This window comes from Mycolicibacterium sichuanense, from assembly GCF_033741125.1.
Lineage (GTDB): Bacteria > Actinomycetota > Actinomycetes > Mycobacteriales > Mycobacteriaceae > Mycobacterium.
This window is the reverse complement of the sequence record NZ_JAWQPU010000001.1, coordinates 1077956-1091971: the sequence shown is the minus strand read 5'-3', so window position 1 is coordinate 1091971 and position 14016 is coordinate 1077956. Positions and strand designations below refer to the sequence as shown.

Genomic DNA, 14016 nt, shown 5'->3' with positions numbered 1-14016 from the left:
TCAGCTATCCCCTTGGGAGTGCTTTCATGGCGGCCACGTAGGTCGTCGTCGCTAACTTGCAAACACCTCAAATCAGGACGAATTAGCGAGCAATTGCCGTTCCGGGCGGGGCGTCGATGCATATCCAAAAATCGCCAATCTTAGAGTGCCGTGGCGTCATCCTGGCACTGATACTTAATCGGCATTTGCCGCACGGAATATGCGAAAGACCGCAGTCAGCGGCGACTTCGCCACCACCACACGAAAGAGAGATTAATGTTCCCCCGCCCCCTCGAATTGCGATCCGTCGACGACTTCCCATTCACCGAGAACATCAGCTGGTGGGACGCCGACTCCGAATGCACCACCGTAGTCACCCGGCCGGACATCGACCGAGAATTGTGGGAGGAATACCTCCGCGGCGCAGAGCGCAGCTACCGAAATCACGGTGTCGAGTGCGCCTTGGACGTCGATGCCATCCGCGACGGCTCGGACACGGCGCTGTTTTGGGCCACCATCGACACGGCGGGACGCATGATCGGCGGGGTACGCGCCAAGGGGCCACTCACCTGCGCCGACGACTCGCACGCCACGGTCGAGTGGACCGGCCAACCCGGACTTCACGCCGTCCGCAAGATGATCGACGACCGCGTTCCATTCGGTGTCCTGGAGATGAAGGCCGCATGGATCAGTGACGACCGTGAGACGGCGCGACGGCTATCCAAAGCGTTGGCGCGCAGCGGATTCCATGCGATGGCGATCATGGGCATCCAGTTCTGCATGGCGACCTCCGCCCCGTACATCCTGGAGAGCTGGCGCACGTCCGGAGGGGTGGTGGCACCGATCGCCGCGACACCGTACCCCGACGAGCGATACCGTACGAAGATGATGTGGTGGGACCGGCGCACATTCGCCAATCACGCAGATCCGGAACAGGTCTCGAAGATCCTCTCGGAGATGGCGACGGTATCGGCTCAACTCGACCCGACCGCGAGCCAGGCCATGGCACGGTGACCGGGCCAAACGACGTCCCGATCAGCGCGGCTCGGTTGTTGGACGCCGACGTCGAAGACGACGCGCTGACCTTGGATCGACTTCGCGCGGACCCCTCCATCGACTTCGTCGACTCGTGGGCGCAGCAGGATGCCGCGCTGCGGCGCCTGGGCCCCACGCTCGAGTCCGGCCACGTCGGGGAACGGCCCAGCTTCGCCTACTATCCGTGGCGTCGTGCCGTCGTGAAGATCCTGGGGCCGCGCTCGTATCGACGACTTCGACTGGACCGCAACCGAAATCTCATCACGACCGCGGAACAGGACCGGCTGAGCCGGGTTCGCATCGGAGTGATCGGGCTCAGCTCCGGTCACGTCATCGCCCATACCCTGGCCATGGAGGGCCTCGTTGGTGAGTTGCGGCTCGCGGACTTCGACGACCTGGAGGTGTCGAACCTCAACCGGGTGCCGGCGGGCGTCTTCGATCTCGGGCTCAACAAGACGGTCGCGGCCGCGCGCAGGATCGCCGAACTGGACCCCTATCTGGCGGTGCGGACGATGCCAGCCGGGGTGAGCGCCGACGACATCGGCGCCTTCCTCGACGGACTCGACGTCGTCGTCGAGGAGTGCGACTCCCTCGACGTCAAGACACTGGTGCGCCTGGAGGCTCGGGAACGCGGGCTGCCGGTCCTCATGGCGACCAGCGATCGCGGCATGGTCGACGTCGAGCGGTTCGACGCCGAGCCGGGGCGGCCGATCTTTCACGGCCTGCTCGGTGACGTCGACCTCGCGGTGCTCGAAGGGTTGAGTGGTCCCGAGAAGGTGCCGTACGTCATGCGGCTCATCGAGGTGGGCAGCCTGACGCCCCGGGGAGCCGCCTCGCTGCTCGAGGTGGGGCACTCGCTGTCCACGTGGCCCCAGCTGGCCGGGGACGTGACACTGGGCGCCGGAGCGGTCGCGGAGGCGGTGCGCAGAATCGGCCTTGGCGAACCGCTTTCGTCCGGCCGGATCAGCCTCGACGTCGGCTCGGCATTCGACCAGATCACCTCGCCAACGGCCACGGTGGTCGAATCGAGACCGGATGCAACGGAACACGATCTTCCGACCGATCCGGTGCACGCCATCCTGGTGGCGGCCAATCGCGCCCCGTCCGGGGGCAACGTGCAGCCGTGGACCATCACCGCCTCGGCCGGCACGGTGACCATCCGCCTGGCACCCGAGCGCACGACCGCCATCGACGTCCGATTCCGCGGCAGCGCGGTCGCGGTCGGCGCTGCGGTGTACAACGCGCGCTCGGCGGCGGCGGCCCACGGCTTCGTCGGCGAGGTCGACTACGCCGAGCCCGCGACCACGGAGCACGAGGTGTCCCCGCTGACCGCCAGGATCCGGTTGGTCCAGGGCACCGACGCCGACCGGGCGGCGCTTCACGCGGCGGTGTTGCGCCGGGAGACCAATCGCCACCATGGGACGGGTGCGCCGCTTCCGAAGTTCTTGGCCGACGAGCTGGCCGACGTCGCGGGCCGGGAAGGCGCTCGACTGCACCTGCTCACCTCCCGCACTGCCATCGACGACGTCGCCGGCATCTGTGGTGCCGCCGACCGCATCCGCTACCTCACTCCGCGCATGCACGCCGAGATGGTGTCGGAGCTGCGCTGGCCGGGGGACCCCGACGAGGACTCCGGCATCGACGTCAGGAGCCTCGAGTTGGCACCCGGCGCTGACCTGGCCCTGGAGATACTGCGTCGGCCCGAAGTCATGGCGGAACTCGCGGCCTGGGACGGCGGCGGCATCCTCGGCGCCGAGACCACCGCGCGGATCGAGAGCAGTTCAGCCCTGGCGGTGGTGTGCGTCGACGGGGATCGCCTTTCCGACTACGCACGGGGCGGGTCGGCAGTCGAGGCCGTCTGGATCGCCGCACAGGAACGCGGACTCGCGGTGCAACCCATCTCGCCGTCCTTCTTCTATGTCAGGGACGACGAGGACGTCGTGGCCGTTGCACCCGGACATGCGGCCGAGTTGACCACATTGCGATCCCGGTACCTCGATGTGGTGGGCATCGAAGCGGACGCCCGGGAGACGCCCGCGCTCATGCTCCGGTTGGCCCTGGCACCGCCGACGACGATCCGCAGCCGGCGGCGAGCCCTCGATATCGACGCGCCCCGGTTACGCTAAACCGGTGTCCGCAGATACTCCGCGCCTGAGCCTGGACAGGCTGGTGACCACCGTCGCCGTCCGTCTCATGGCCTTGAACGCGGCCACCTCTGCGACGGTTTCCCAGGAAGTTCTCGCGGTCCTCGTCGAATACTTCGACGTGGACGTCAGTTTCCTGCGTTACAACGACCACACCATCAGAGCCTCGATCCTCGTCGCCGAATGGCCCCCGCGGCCCGGCGTGCCAGATCCGGACCCCCTGAAGGTCGTCTACTTCGCCGATGCCGATCCGGTGTTCGCGCTCGCCGAGCACAGCAAGACTCCGACCGTCTTCCGCCCGGACAACGACGACTACCAGAAGCGGATCGAGGAGGGACGCAGCGTCCCCGAGACGTCGATGGCGGCGGCCCCCCTGGTTTCGGGTGACCTGACGACGGGTGTGCTCGGGTTCGTCAAGTTCGGCGACCGGGAGTGGAAGCCCGAGGAGCTCAATGCCCTCGAAGCGATCGCCTCGCTGTTCGCCCAGGCACAGGCCCGCGTCAAGGCCGAGGAGCGGTTGCGCTACCTGGCCGAGCACGACGATCTGACCGGACTGCAGAACCGCCGCGCACTCATCGACCACCTCAACTCCCGATTGAACGGGGGCCTCCCCGGCCCCGTGTCGGTGCTCTACATCGACCTGGACCGGCTGAAGACGGTCAACGACTACCTGGGTCACAGCGCTGGCGATTGGTTCATCCGGGTGCTCGCCGAGCGCCTTCAGCAGACCTCAGGAGAAGCCAGCGTCATCGCGCGCCTCGGTGGCGACGAATTCGTCGTCGTGCCGCCCTCGGCGACCTCGGCTGCCGACGTGGAGCACCTCGCCGACCGGCTGCTATCGGGACTGCGCGAACGGGTCGCCATCGACGGAGAGATGCTCACCAGGACGGTGAGCATCGGCGTCGCCTTCGGTGCGCCCGGCCAGGACAATGCGTCGGATCTGCTCCGCCGCGCCGACCAGGCAGTCTTGGCCGCCAAGGCGGCCGGCGGCAACCAGGTGGCCGTGTTCTCCGACGAGATGTCGCTGCGCACCGACTATCGCAACGACATCGAGCTCCATCTTCAGGACGTCATCGAGAATGGCGCACTCTTCCTGCAATACCTTCCCGAAGTCGACATGCGCACCGGTGAGGTGCTCGCGACGGAGGCGCTGGTCCGGTGGAACCACCCCACCCGGGGGCTGCTCGCTCCGGCCGCCTTCATCGCCGTCGCCGAGTCGATCAACCTGGCCGGCGACCTCGGCCGCTGGGTGTTGCGGACGGCGTGCGCGGAGTTCGCCAGATGGCGTGCCCTCGGTGTCGCCGACGACGTGGTCCTGCGGGTCAACGTCTCCCCCGTGCAACTCGTCACCGACGGGTTCGTCGAGACGGTCGCCAACGTCCTACGCGACTTCGGGCTGGAGCGAGGGTCGGTTTGCCTGGAGATCACCGAGAGCGTCGTCGTGCAGGACCTGGAGACCACCAGCGTCACGCTCGCAGGTCTGCGGGACGCCGGAGTTCAGATCGCGATCGACGACTTCGGGACCGGTTACAGCGTGCTGTCCCACCTCAAGTCGCTACCGGTCGACGTGCTCAAGATCGACCGCAGCTTCGTCACCGACCTCGGGTCCAACCCGGATGACCTGGCGATCGTGCGTGCCGTGATCGCCCTCGCCGAGGCGTTCGAACTCGAGTTGGTGGCCGAGGGCGTGGAGACCGAAGCGGCGGCGCTGACGTTGCTGCACCACGGCTGTCACCGCGCCCAGGGCTTCCTGCTGTCGCGACCGCTTGGCGGTGACGAGATGGCCTCGCTACTCGCCAAGCGGCGGGTACCCGTACATTTTTCCGCATCGCCATCCGTCTAGGGACGGTCGGTGCGTGTCGTGCAAGCCATCGCGTAGCTGTTTGCGGGACCCCGTGCAGGTGGGCCGGCTCGGGTTTGCCGGCTCCGTATCGAGAAGCTCCACGCGGGCGTAGCGACTGGCCGTGCGACCGACGATGCACACTTGCAGGCGATCCGCCGCGGCCGGGGCGAGGTCGCCGTCGACGTCGTCGTCGGCTTGATCGGCGGGGGCGAAGGTGATGCCGGCCCGCGTCCGCACCGCGCGTGGCCCGTCCGGGGTCGACACGACCACCCCAACGATGAGTCCTTCTTCGAACACGATCCGCTCCAGGGGGCAATTCGTCCGAATCTCGACCTCGCGGTCCTTGGCCTGAGCGGTCAGCCACCCGCGTAGCGCGACCTCCCCGAGGTCGTCGGCCCACGGCATCGATCCGACGGAGAAGACCTCGATGGATTCACCGCCCGCCGACCGCATGCTGGTCGTGGGCCAGTTGCGCATGCTCGTGTAGAGCAAGCCGTAGGGCGAGGAAATGCACTGCGACGCCCAGGCGTTGAGCCGGGATCCGAAGAACGGTTCGACGAAGCGGCCGTAGGCCTCGTCGCTCGTCAGGTTCCTGGCTTCGCGTCGGGGCACGGCTGCGCCGACTGCGGGTTCCACGGGTTTCAGCACGCCATCGGTGACGGCGGCGAGGTATTCGTTGGTCTCGAAGTCCGCGGTATCGGGCAGCAACGACCGGCGCAGCGCGCCGACGCGCTCTCGGAGTACCCCGGCGGGGGCGTGTTCGCGGACTTCCGAGTACGGGTCCACCACCAACACCTCACCGCCGGCCTCGACCGTTGCGAGGGCAGTGGCCAACCCGCCGATGCCCGCGCCGATGACCGCGACGTCCACTTCTTCGTCCCACATAGGCCTTGTCACTCCGAATTAGCTGGTCGATTGTCGGATACGTAGCCAAGGTCCACGATGCGTTGGCTGCGCGGCGAGGCCAGGGATGGTGCGCACGTGACGGCCTCGCGCCTCGTCACCTCACCGGTGTAGTCCGCTGGCTCGAGACGGCGTACGGGCCCCACGCCGGGATCGACGCGACCAGACCTGGGCGCCGACTTCAGACCGGAAGTTGCCACAACGGCTACTTTACATACTTTTGGAATGAACTGCAGCACGAATTTCACGACTCGGTTCGTCGTGCGGGGCCGGCAGGCACCCATCTGCGACACTGACGACCAATGATCGCGGACCGGCCGTACACGGCGGCTGGTCCACGCACGTGTGGGGACGCCGAACGTCTCCTCGACCAGGACGGGGGCCGGCGGTGACCAAGCCCGTCGACGACGGCGGTGACCGCACGCGATCCCACATCCTGCGTGCCGCGGCGCGGCAATTCGCCGTCAGGCCCTACAGCCAGGTGAACCTGGAGGACATCGTCGCGGCTGCCGAGGTCACCAAGAGCGTGCTCTATACCCAGTTCCGCTCCAAGATGGCGCTGGCGACCGCCATCGTCGAACACCACCGCGAACCGTCCTGTGCGGTCGGATCCAATCGGATCGCCCTCGGGCTCGGCGGGCTCGAGGCGTTGATCGACTACGTGTTCCTGATCGCCGCTGCCGACGTCGGCGATCCGCTGACCCGCGCAGCGATCAACCTCTTCGAGTCCATTGGCCGATTCGACGGGATGCAGGCCAAGACGTCGGAGAACTGGATTCGGGGTCTAACCGAGATCCTCGAGCGCGGAGTCGTGAACGGCGACATCCGACCCGAGTGCGACACCGCGCAGGTAGCGCGCCTGATGACCTCCCTTTACCTAGGGGTGAGGCAGACGAGTAATCTCGACGACGCCGAGCGGTTCTTCGCGGATTTCGAGGCGGTCCTATTGCTAGCCCTCCCGGGCTTCGCGAGTCCGGACCGCCTTCCCTACTTCATGGGGTCCATCAGACGGAGATCGGCACTCGCGATCAGGAATGCCGCGCCTCTCGGGGCCGACGATCTATGATCCCGTCCAACGACCGCCACCACGATGGCTCGACGGAGGTGCTGGAAAATGGTGCGCCAGGCTCGATCCGAGGCGACCCGCAGGAAGATCATCGACTCGGCAGTCGATCTGATCAACGAGATCGGTTATCCGGCGGCCGGCTTGGGCGACATCATCGACCGGGCCGACTTGACCAAGGGCGCACTGTATTACCACTTCGACTCCAAGGAAGCCCTGGCGACCGCGATCATCGAAGAGGGCACCGAGAGCGTGCTCAGTGCGTTCCGATCGGCCGGCCGGTCCAGCTCGCCGGCCATGGAGAACGTGATCCACGGCTCCTTCGTGGTCACCGACGTGCTGAAGAACGACCGGGTGGCCCGGGCGGGTGCCCGCCTGATCCGAACCTTCGGTGGCTTCAATCCCGCGGCCAAGAGCACCTTTCAGGTCTTGGTCGACGAGCTCACCGAGCAGGTCAAGACCGGCGTCGCCGAGGGTGACCTTCGCGCCACCGTCGACGTCGATGCCACCAGCTCGTCGATAGTCGCCGGCATGCTGGGTGCCGAAGTGCTCTCCAGTGCACTCGCCGACGGTGCCGATCTCCGGAACCGGTTCGCGCGGTGGTGGGAGCTGGTTCTGCCGGCCGTCATCGCCGACGAATCGTTGAGCTACTACCGCGAGTTCCTGGCCCGGCAGGCGTTGCACCAGAACCCCGACCCGGAGTAGCGCACCCCGCCGTCATGCCCACGTAGGTAACTAGGTTTACTGCTGAGGGGACAACGGTCATCTAGCGAGGGGCACGACGATGGATCTTCTCTGGTCGGCCACCGACCTCGCGTTCCGCGACGAGGTGCGCAGCTTCCTCGAGGAACGGCTGACACCCGAGCTGCGCCGCTCCGGCCGCTCGATGACCAGCGTGTACAGCGATCACGAGGCGAGCCTGCAGTGGCAACGGATCCTGCACGAGCGCGGCTGGGCGGCGCCGGCGTGGCCCGTCGAGCACGGCGGATGCGACTGGAGTCTGACCCAGCACTACGTGTTCAGCAAGGAATCGATCCTGGCTGGCGCACCGTCGTTGTCGCCCATGGGGATTCGCATGGTGGCGCACGCGATCATCGCGTACGGGACGCCGGCGCAGAAGGATTTCTTCCTGCCCCGCATCCTCACCGGTGAGGTGTTCTTCTGCCAGGGTTACTCCGAACCCGAGGCGGGATCCGACCTGGCCGCTCTGACGATGGCCGCGGTCGACGACGGCGACGACCTGGTGTGTACGGGCAGCAAGATCTGGACCACCCATGCGCGAGAAGCGAATTGGATGTTCGGTTTGGTACGGACGTCCCGGGTCGCCAAGAAGCAGCAGGGCATCACGTTCGTGCTCATCGACATGACCTCACCCGGCGTGAGGATCAGGCCACTGGTCATGACGTCGGGCGAGGAGATCCAGAACCAGGTCTTCTTCGACGAGGTCCGCGTGCCGAAGGCCAACGTCGTCGGCGACGTGGACGACGGTTGGACGGTGGCCAAGTATCTGCTGGAGTTCGAACGCGGCGGCGGTGCCAGCGCACCCGCCCTGCAGGTGATGGCGGAGCAGGTGACGGCCGCCGCCGCGACTCAACCGGGGCCGCAACGGGGTGTCCTGATAGACGATCCGGCCTTCTCCCGCAAGCTCGCCGACGCCCGGATCCGGACCGACGTGCTCGAGATCCTGGAGTACCGCGTGCTCGCCGCACTGGCCGGTGGTGGTCATCCCGGACCGGCGTCGTCGATGCTCAAGGTGCTGACCACCGAGCTCAGCCAGACGCTGACCGAACTGGCGATGGAGGCAGCGGGCCCGCGGGGCCGCGCCTACCAACCGCACGCCACCCGGCCCGGCGGTCCGGTCGCCGAGTACGAGCCACCACCCGACGGCTACGTCAGCGGAGAACCGTGGCAGGCCGTCGCCCCCCTGCGCTACCTCAACGACCGCGCCGGTTCGATCTACGCGGGTAGCAACGAGATTCAGCGCAACATCCTGGCCAAGGCGGCGTTGGGGCTCTGATGGACTTCCGACTCTCCGACGAACAAGAGCTGCTTCGCAGTGGTCTCACCAGGTTCCTTGCCACCCGCTATGGGCTGGAGGGCAGCCGGGCGGCGGCCAAGACCGGCGCCGGCTGGCAGCCCGACGTGTGGCGGGCATTCGCCGACGAGCTCGGCATCCTCGGTGCGGCACTTCCAGAGCGCGTGGGTGGCAGTGGTGGCGGACCGGTCGAGATCATGGTGATCGCCGAGGCACTCGGGCAGGCACTGGTCATCGAGCCCTACGTGGACACCGCCGTCGTCGCCGCGGGCTTGTTGCTGCGAGCCGGTGCTGACCGTGCGGACGCGCTACTCCATGGCATCGCCGGGGGCAACGCGATCATCGCCATCGCGGCAGCCGAGGAGCAGTCGGGTGACCGCTGGGGTGACGTGCAGACGACCGCCCGCCGCGACGGATCCGACTGGGTGCTCTCGGGTTCGAAGATCATGGTGGTCGCCGGCCCGATCGCCACGCATCTGCTGATCACCGCACGATCGCCGAACGGGATCTCGCTCTTCACCGTCGACATCGCCGACGCCCGCGAGGGATTGACGATGCACGGCTATCGCACCGTGGACGACCGGCGGGCCGCCGACCTCGTCCTGTCCGAGCTCCGACTGCCCGCCGATGCGCTCCTCGGCGACGAGGGCGGGGCCTGGCCGTCGCTGGCGAGGGCGCGCGACGATGGTGCCGCCGCAGTGTGTGCGGAGGCGGTCGGTGCGATGCGACGCGTGCTGGCGGACACCGTCGACTACTGCAAGCAGCGCCGGCAGTTCGGCCAGCCGATCGGGAACTTCCAGGTGCTGCAGCACCGCATGGTCGACATGCACATGGAGGTCGAGCAGTCGGTGGCGGCCGTGTACCTCGCCACGCTCAACCTGGATGCCGATGACACGGTACGGTCCCGCGCCGTGTCGGCAGCCAAGGCGACCATCGGCAGGGCGGCGCGCTTCGTCGGACAGAACGCGGTGCAGCTTCACGGTGGAATGGGCATGACCGAGGAATTGGCGATCGGGCACTACTTCAAGCGGCTCACCACCGTGCAGTACGAGTACGGCTCGACCGATCACCACGTCACGCGATACGCCGATTCGATGCGCGATTGAGTCCACGCGGATGGCTGCTGTTCGCGGCGATGAGCATCATCTGGGGCATCCCCTACCTTCTGATCAAGGTTGCGGTGGAGGGTGTTTCGGCACCCGTGCTGGTCTTCGCGCGTACGGCTGTCGGCGCCGCCGTGCTCCTGCCCCTTGCCCTGTCCCGAACGGCATGGGGGTCGGTGCTGCGGCACTGGAGACCGCTGCTGGTGTTCGCCTTCTTCGAGATCATCGCGGCGTGGCTGTTGCTCTCGGATGCCGAACGACACCTGTCGAGTTCACTGACGGGGCTACTCATCGCCGCAGCGCCGATCATCGCCGCGGTGCTCGACAGGGTGACCGGTGGCGAGCACCGGCTTGGCGGCCGGCGCATCGCCGGTCTGGTCGTCGGGATCACCGGTGTCGCCGTGCTCGCGGGCCCGGAGATGACGGGCGGTAGTGCGTGGCCCGTCTCGGAGGTTCTGGTGGTCGCGACGTGTTACGCGATCGCGCCACTGGTCGCCGCCAGGTATCTGGCCGACGTACCCGCCCTTCCGATGACGGCCGCCTGCCTCGGCATCGCCGCCGTCGTCTACGTGGGCCCGGCGGCCGCGACATGGCCGACGCAGATGCCGTCCCCGCGCGTGCTGCTGGCGCTGGGAGGTCTCGCAGTCATCTGCACGGCCCTGGCGTTCCTGGTGTTCTTCGCGCTCATTCGCGAGGTGGGCGCGGCCCGTGCCCTGGTGTTCACCTACGTCAACCCCGCAGTCGCCCTCGCCGCTGGGGTGATCGTGCTCGACGAACCCCTCACCGGGTGGAACGTGGCCGGCCTTGCCTTGATCCTCGTCGGCCTGGTACTGGCCACCAGGACGCCGCCCGTGCCGTCAGCGGCCGCCGGCGCGCCTGGCGCGTGACGTCACCGCGTTACCCCGTCTTCGCGGCGATCAACTCGTCCACAGCGGCCTTCGCCGTGGAAAGTAGTCCCAGGCATTCTCGTCCTGGTGCAGCCCCTGTGCCTTCTCCCCGGGATACATCGAGATCACCTGCGTCAGCATCAACTGGAACGCACTCGCGTGATCGAGGAACGACCCGACCGCACCGAGGATCGTCGGATGTCGAATGAGTCTGTGCGACAGCGGCGATCGTGCGACGAGCGCACCCGTGCGTCGGGTGGTCTCGCCGAGGTGGTCCTCGCTACCGACCGGGCTAGCGTCGATGAACGGGTCCAGCTCGGCTTCGAGTTCGTCCATCAGGCGTTCGGAGACCAACTGGTCGATGATGACGTCGTCGTCGCGGCGCAGCGCGTCGACCACCTGGTCGACGGAGGCCGTGGCAGGCAGGTGATTCAGAGTCGTCACGACGAATCACTTTGCCCCGAGGGTCTTTCCAATCGGGGTCGCGGCGTAAACGGGCCGTAACGAGCGGCAGGGTCGCTCACCGCTCGTGCGCCCGGCCGAGGACTCCGACCGGATAGTACCCTCGGCCTTCGTGAGCGACCTCATCCACGGACTGCTCGCGTCGGCGGCGGCCACGGCGCCCCACCGCGCCGCTCTCGTCGATGCCGATGGCACCGCGGTGACGTTCGCGGAGTTCGACCGCCAGATCGGCGCCGTCGCGGCCTGGGTCGACGCCCACACCGCGCCCGGCGACCGAGTGGCGGTCATCGCCGACAACCGCGTCTCCTACGCCCGGCTCTACTACGCCGTGCCCCGCAGTGGCCGCATCCTGGCGTTGATCAATCAACGGCTGAGCCCCGGTGAGCGACTCGGGCAGCTCGCCGCGGCGGCACCAACGGTGCTCCTCGGCGAGGAGCGGTACCTCACCGAAGTGCCCGACGTCGTGCAGCAGATCCCCTCGCTTGAGCGTGTGGTCACCTTCGACGACCCGCGATGGCTACGCCTGGAACGGGATTCGGCCGAATACCAGTCCGAGGTCGATCCCGATGCGTTCGCCTGGCTCCTGTTCACCAGCGGTTCGACCGGGACGCCGAAGGGTGTCGTGCACACTCACCGGTCCATCGTCGCCGCGGTGCGGGGCACCGTGGCCGGTCGATCGGTGCGCACCGGCGGGGTGTATCTGCTGCCCTTCCCGATGTGCCACGTCGCGGGTTACAACATGCTGGTGCACCACTCCGCGGGCTCCACCGTCATCCCGATGGCGGCGTTCCGACCCGACGCGTTCGTCGACGCCGTGACCGAACACGGCGTGACGTCGTGTTCGCTCGCGCCGACCATGCTGCATGCGCTGTTGACGCATCTCGAGCAGACGGGAATCGCGCTGCCGACGCTGCGCGACGTGGCCTACGGCTCGGCCGCGATACCCGCCGATCTGCTGCGCCGGGCGCTCGTCCGGCTCGACGTGGACTTCCACCAGGGTTACGGCATGACCGAGACCGGTGGCAACGTGGCGTTCCTCGGGCCGGCCGAGCACCGTGCCGGCGCCGCGGGTGACGCCGACGTGCTCGCCACCGCGGGCCGGCCCCATGCCGGCGTCGAGATCCGCATCGACGCGGATGCCGACGACGTGGGTGAGATCCTGGTGCGCGGCGCCCAGGTCGCCACGGCCTACTGGCCCGACGGCGCGACCACCACCAACGGCTGGCTGCGCACGGGCGATCTCGGGCGGATCGACGCCGCGGGTCGGCTGGTGGTCGTGGACCGGTGCAAGGACGTCATCATCACCGGTGGCGAGAACGTCTCCTCGCGCGAGGTCGAAGACGTGCTCTCGACCCACGCGGGCGTCGAGGCGGTCGCGGTGGTCGGCGTGCCCGATGAGTACTGGGGTGAGGCGATCTGCGCGGTCGTCGTTGCGCGTGCGGGCGCGCGGCCCTCGGCCGAGTCGCTGATCGGGCACGTCCGCTCGAGCCTCACGGCGTTCAAGCGGCCGCGGCACGTCCTGTTCGTCGACACGCTGCCCATGACCAGCAACGGCAAGGTCGCCAAGGACGCCGTGCGGCGCTACGCCCGCGAACGGGTGGGGACGGAGTAGCCCACCGTCACGCCTCGAGGGCGACCGGGTAGACCTGGTAGGCCCCGGTGATGCCCTTGAACTCGACGAGCTCGGCTTCGGTCACCGTGATTCCGTCGAGCCGACCCATCGCCGCGCGCACGGCGTCGCTGATCAGGATCTCACCGCCCTCGGCGTGGCCGGCTATCCGGGCGGCCATCGCGACGTTGAGGCCGAACAGATCGTCACCCCGACGCACCGAGGGTCCCATGTGAATTCCCATGCGCACCTTGATGTTCTGCCAGCGTTGCGGGCGTTGGCGCAGAGCCTGCTGCACCTCGACGCAACATCGAAGCGCGTCACGGGGATCGCCGAAGGCGAGCATGAACCCGTCGCCCTGGTTCTTCACGACGTGGCCGGCGTGGCCATCGACCGAGGACCTGACGAGCTGCTCGTGGCGCTGGAGCACCTTCACCCACTCGCGATCGCCGAGCTCCTCGTTGCGCTCGGTGGAGCCCTCGATGTCGGAGAACACCACGACCACGTTGCCGTCTGCGGTCAACCGGGCGAGATCGGGTCGCTCGACGCTGGCCCAGCCGGCCAGATCTTCGATGGAATTGCGAACGGTTGCCCCAATGCCCTTGACGCGCAACATCTCGGCGGTCTTCCACGTCTTGCGGATGGCGAACGGTGCGAGCCCTCGTCGTCTGCGGCGCCGGCCCGACTGCGGTCGACTGGCTCGCTCGAGCCGGCGCCGCGCATCGGCGAGCCGCCGGGACGTGACGATGAGCAGGACCCCCAGGGTGACGGCGATGATGACCGCGAGCGCGAGCAGAACCGACAGAACCAGTGTCGTCACCGAGTGATGGTAGCGACAGCCCCTAGGACGAGACGGCGCAGCTTCCGCGGTCCACCTCGACGCAGTCACCACCGCGCATCTCGGCGCAGCACCAACACCTTCGTCACTCACGAATCCCATTGCGAGTCGCCGC

At 67.7% G+C, this 14016-nt stretch carries 12 protein-coding genes; 9 read left to right on the top strand and 3 right to left on the bottom strand.

From position 1 onward, the window contains the following. Positions 1 to 255 precede the first annotated feature (255 nt). From SBI80_RS05320 to SBI80_RS05310, 3 genes are all read left to right on the top strand, one after another. Positions 256 to 993, top strand: a complete 738-nt coding sequence (locus SBI80_RS05320) for a hypothetical protein (RefSeq protein WP_318973345.1) — start codon at positions 256 to 258, stop codon at positions 991 to 993. Further along, on the top strand, positions 990 to 3140 hold the full coding sequence (locus SBI80_RS05315) for an Rv1355c family protein (protein ID WP_318973344.1): 2151 nt from the start codon (positions 990 to 992) through the stop codon (positions 3138 to 3140). Before SBI80_RS05320 ends, SBI80_RS05315 begins: the two co-directional genes overlap by 4 nt. Positions 3141 to 3207: 67 nt before the next feature. Then, the gene (locus SBI80_RS05310; RefSeq protein ID WP_318973704.1) at positions 3208 to 5001 is read left to right on the top strand and encodes a bifunctional diguanylate cyclase/phosphodiesterase; all 1794 of its coding nucleotides are present in this window, start codon (positions 3208 to 3210) and stop codon (positions 4999 to 5001) included. On the opposite strand, the gene SBI80_RS05305 is transcribed toward SBI80_RS05310, so the two are convergent. After that, positions 4948 to 5886 (bottom strand): FAD-binding protein, encoded by a 939-nt coding sequence (locus tag SBI80_RS05305; RefSeq protein WP_318973343.1) that lies wholly within the window; start codon positions 5884 to 5886, stop codon positions 4948 to 4950. The two genes, SBI80_RS05310 and SBI80_RS05305, sit on opposite strands and share 54 nt — an antisense overlap. A gap of 406 nt (positions 5887 to 6292) precedes the next feature. Here SBI80_RS05305 and SBI80_RS05300 point away from each other — a divergent pair, with 406 nt between their 5' ends. From SBI80_RS05300 to SBI80_RS05280, 5 genes are all read left to right on the top strand, one after another. Further along, positions 6293 to 6970, top strand: coding sequence for a TetR family transcriptional regulator (locus tag SBI80_RS05300; RefSeq protein ID WP_318973342.1), 678 nt, complete (start codon positions 6293 to 6295; stop codon positions 6968 to 6970). 48 nt (positions 6971 to 7018) lie between these two features. Then, the gene (locus tag SBI80_RS05295) at positions 7019 to 7672 is read left to right on the top strand and encodes a ScbR family autoregulator-binding transcription factor (protein ID WP_318973341.1); all 654 of its coding nucleotides are present in this window, start codon (positions 7019 to 7021) and stop codon (positions 7670 to 7672) included. A gap of 79 nt (positions 7673 to 7751) precedes the next feature. Next, complete coding sequence (locus SBI80_RS05290; protein WP_318973340.1) at positions 7752 to 8984, top strand: acyl-CoA dehydrogenase family protein; 1233 nt, start codon at positions 7752 to 7754, stop codon at positions 8982 to 8984. After that, on the top strand, positions 8984 to 10108 hold the full coding sequence (locus tag SBI80_RS05285; RefSeq protein ID WP_318973339.1) for an acyl-CoA dehydrogenase family protein: 1125 nt from the start codon (positions 8984 to 8986) through the stop codon (positions 10106 to 10108). Before SBI80_RS05290 ends, SBI80_RS05285 begins: the two co-directional genes overlap by 1 nt. Further along, complete coding sequence (locus tag SBI80_RS05280) at positions 10105 to 10992, top strand: DMT family transporter (protein ID WP_318973338.1); 888 nt, start codon at positions 10105 to 10107, stop codon at positions 10990 to 10992. The genes SBI80_RS05285 and SBI80_RS05280 overlap by 4 nt, the downstream gene beginning before the upstream one ends. A 30-nt stretch (positions 10993 to 11022) precedes the next feature. On the opposite strand, the gene SBI80_RS05275 is transcribed toward SBI80_RS05280, so the two are convergent. Continuing rightward, positions 11023 to 11436: a phytanoyl-CoA dioxygenase family protein gene (locus SBI80_RS05275; RefSeq protein ID WP_318973337.1), complete on the bottom strand. Its 414-nt coding sequence runs from the start codon at positions 11434 to 11436 to the stop codon at positions 11023 to 11025. 130 nt (positions 11437 to 11566) lie between these two features. On the opposite strand from SBI80_RS05275, the gene SBI80_RS05270 reads away from it, so the two are divergent. Continuing rightward, a complete protein-coding gene (locus SBI80_RS05270) occupies positions 11567 to 13066 on the top strand; it encodes an AMP-binding protein (RefSeq protein ID WP_318973336.1) in 1500 nt (499 codons plus the stop codon). 7 nt (positions 13067 to 13073) lie between these two features. Here the strand turns inward: SBI80_RS05270 and SBI80_RS05265 are convergent, their stop codons facing one another. Beyond that, entirely contained in the window at positions 13074 to 13883 is an 810-nt protein-coding gene (locus SBI80_RS05265) for an adenylate/guanylate cyclase domain-containing protein (protein WP_318973335.1), read from the bottom strand. Positions 13884 to 14016 lie beyond the last annotated feature (133 nt).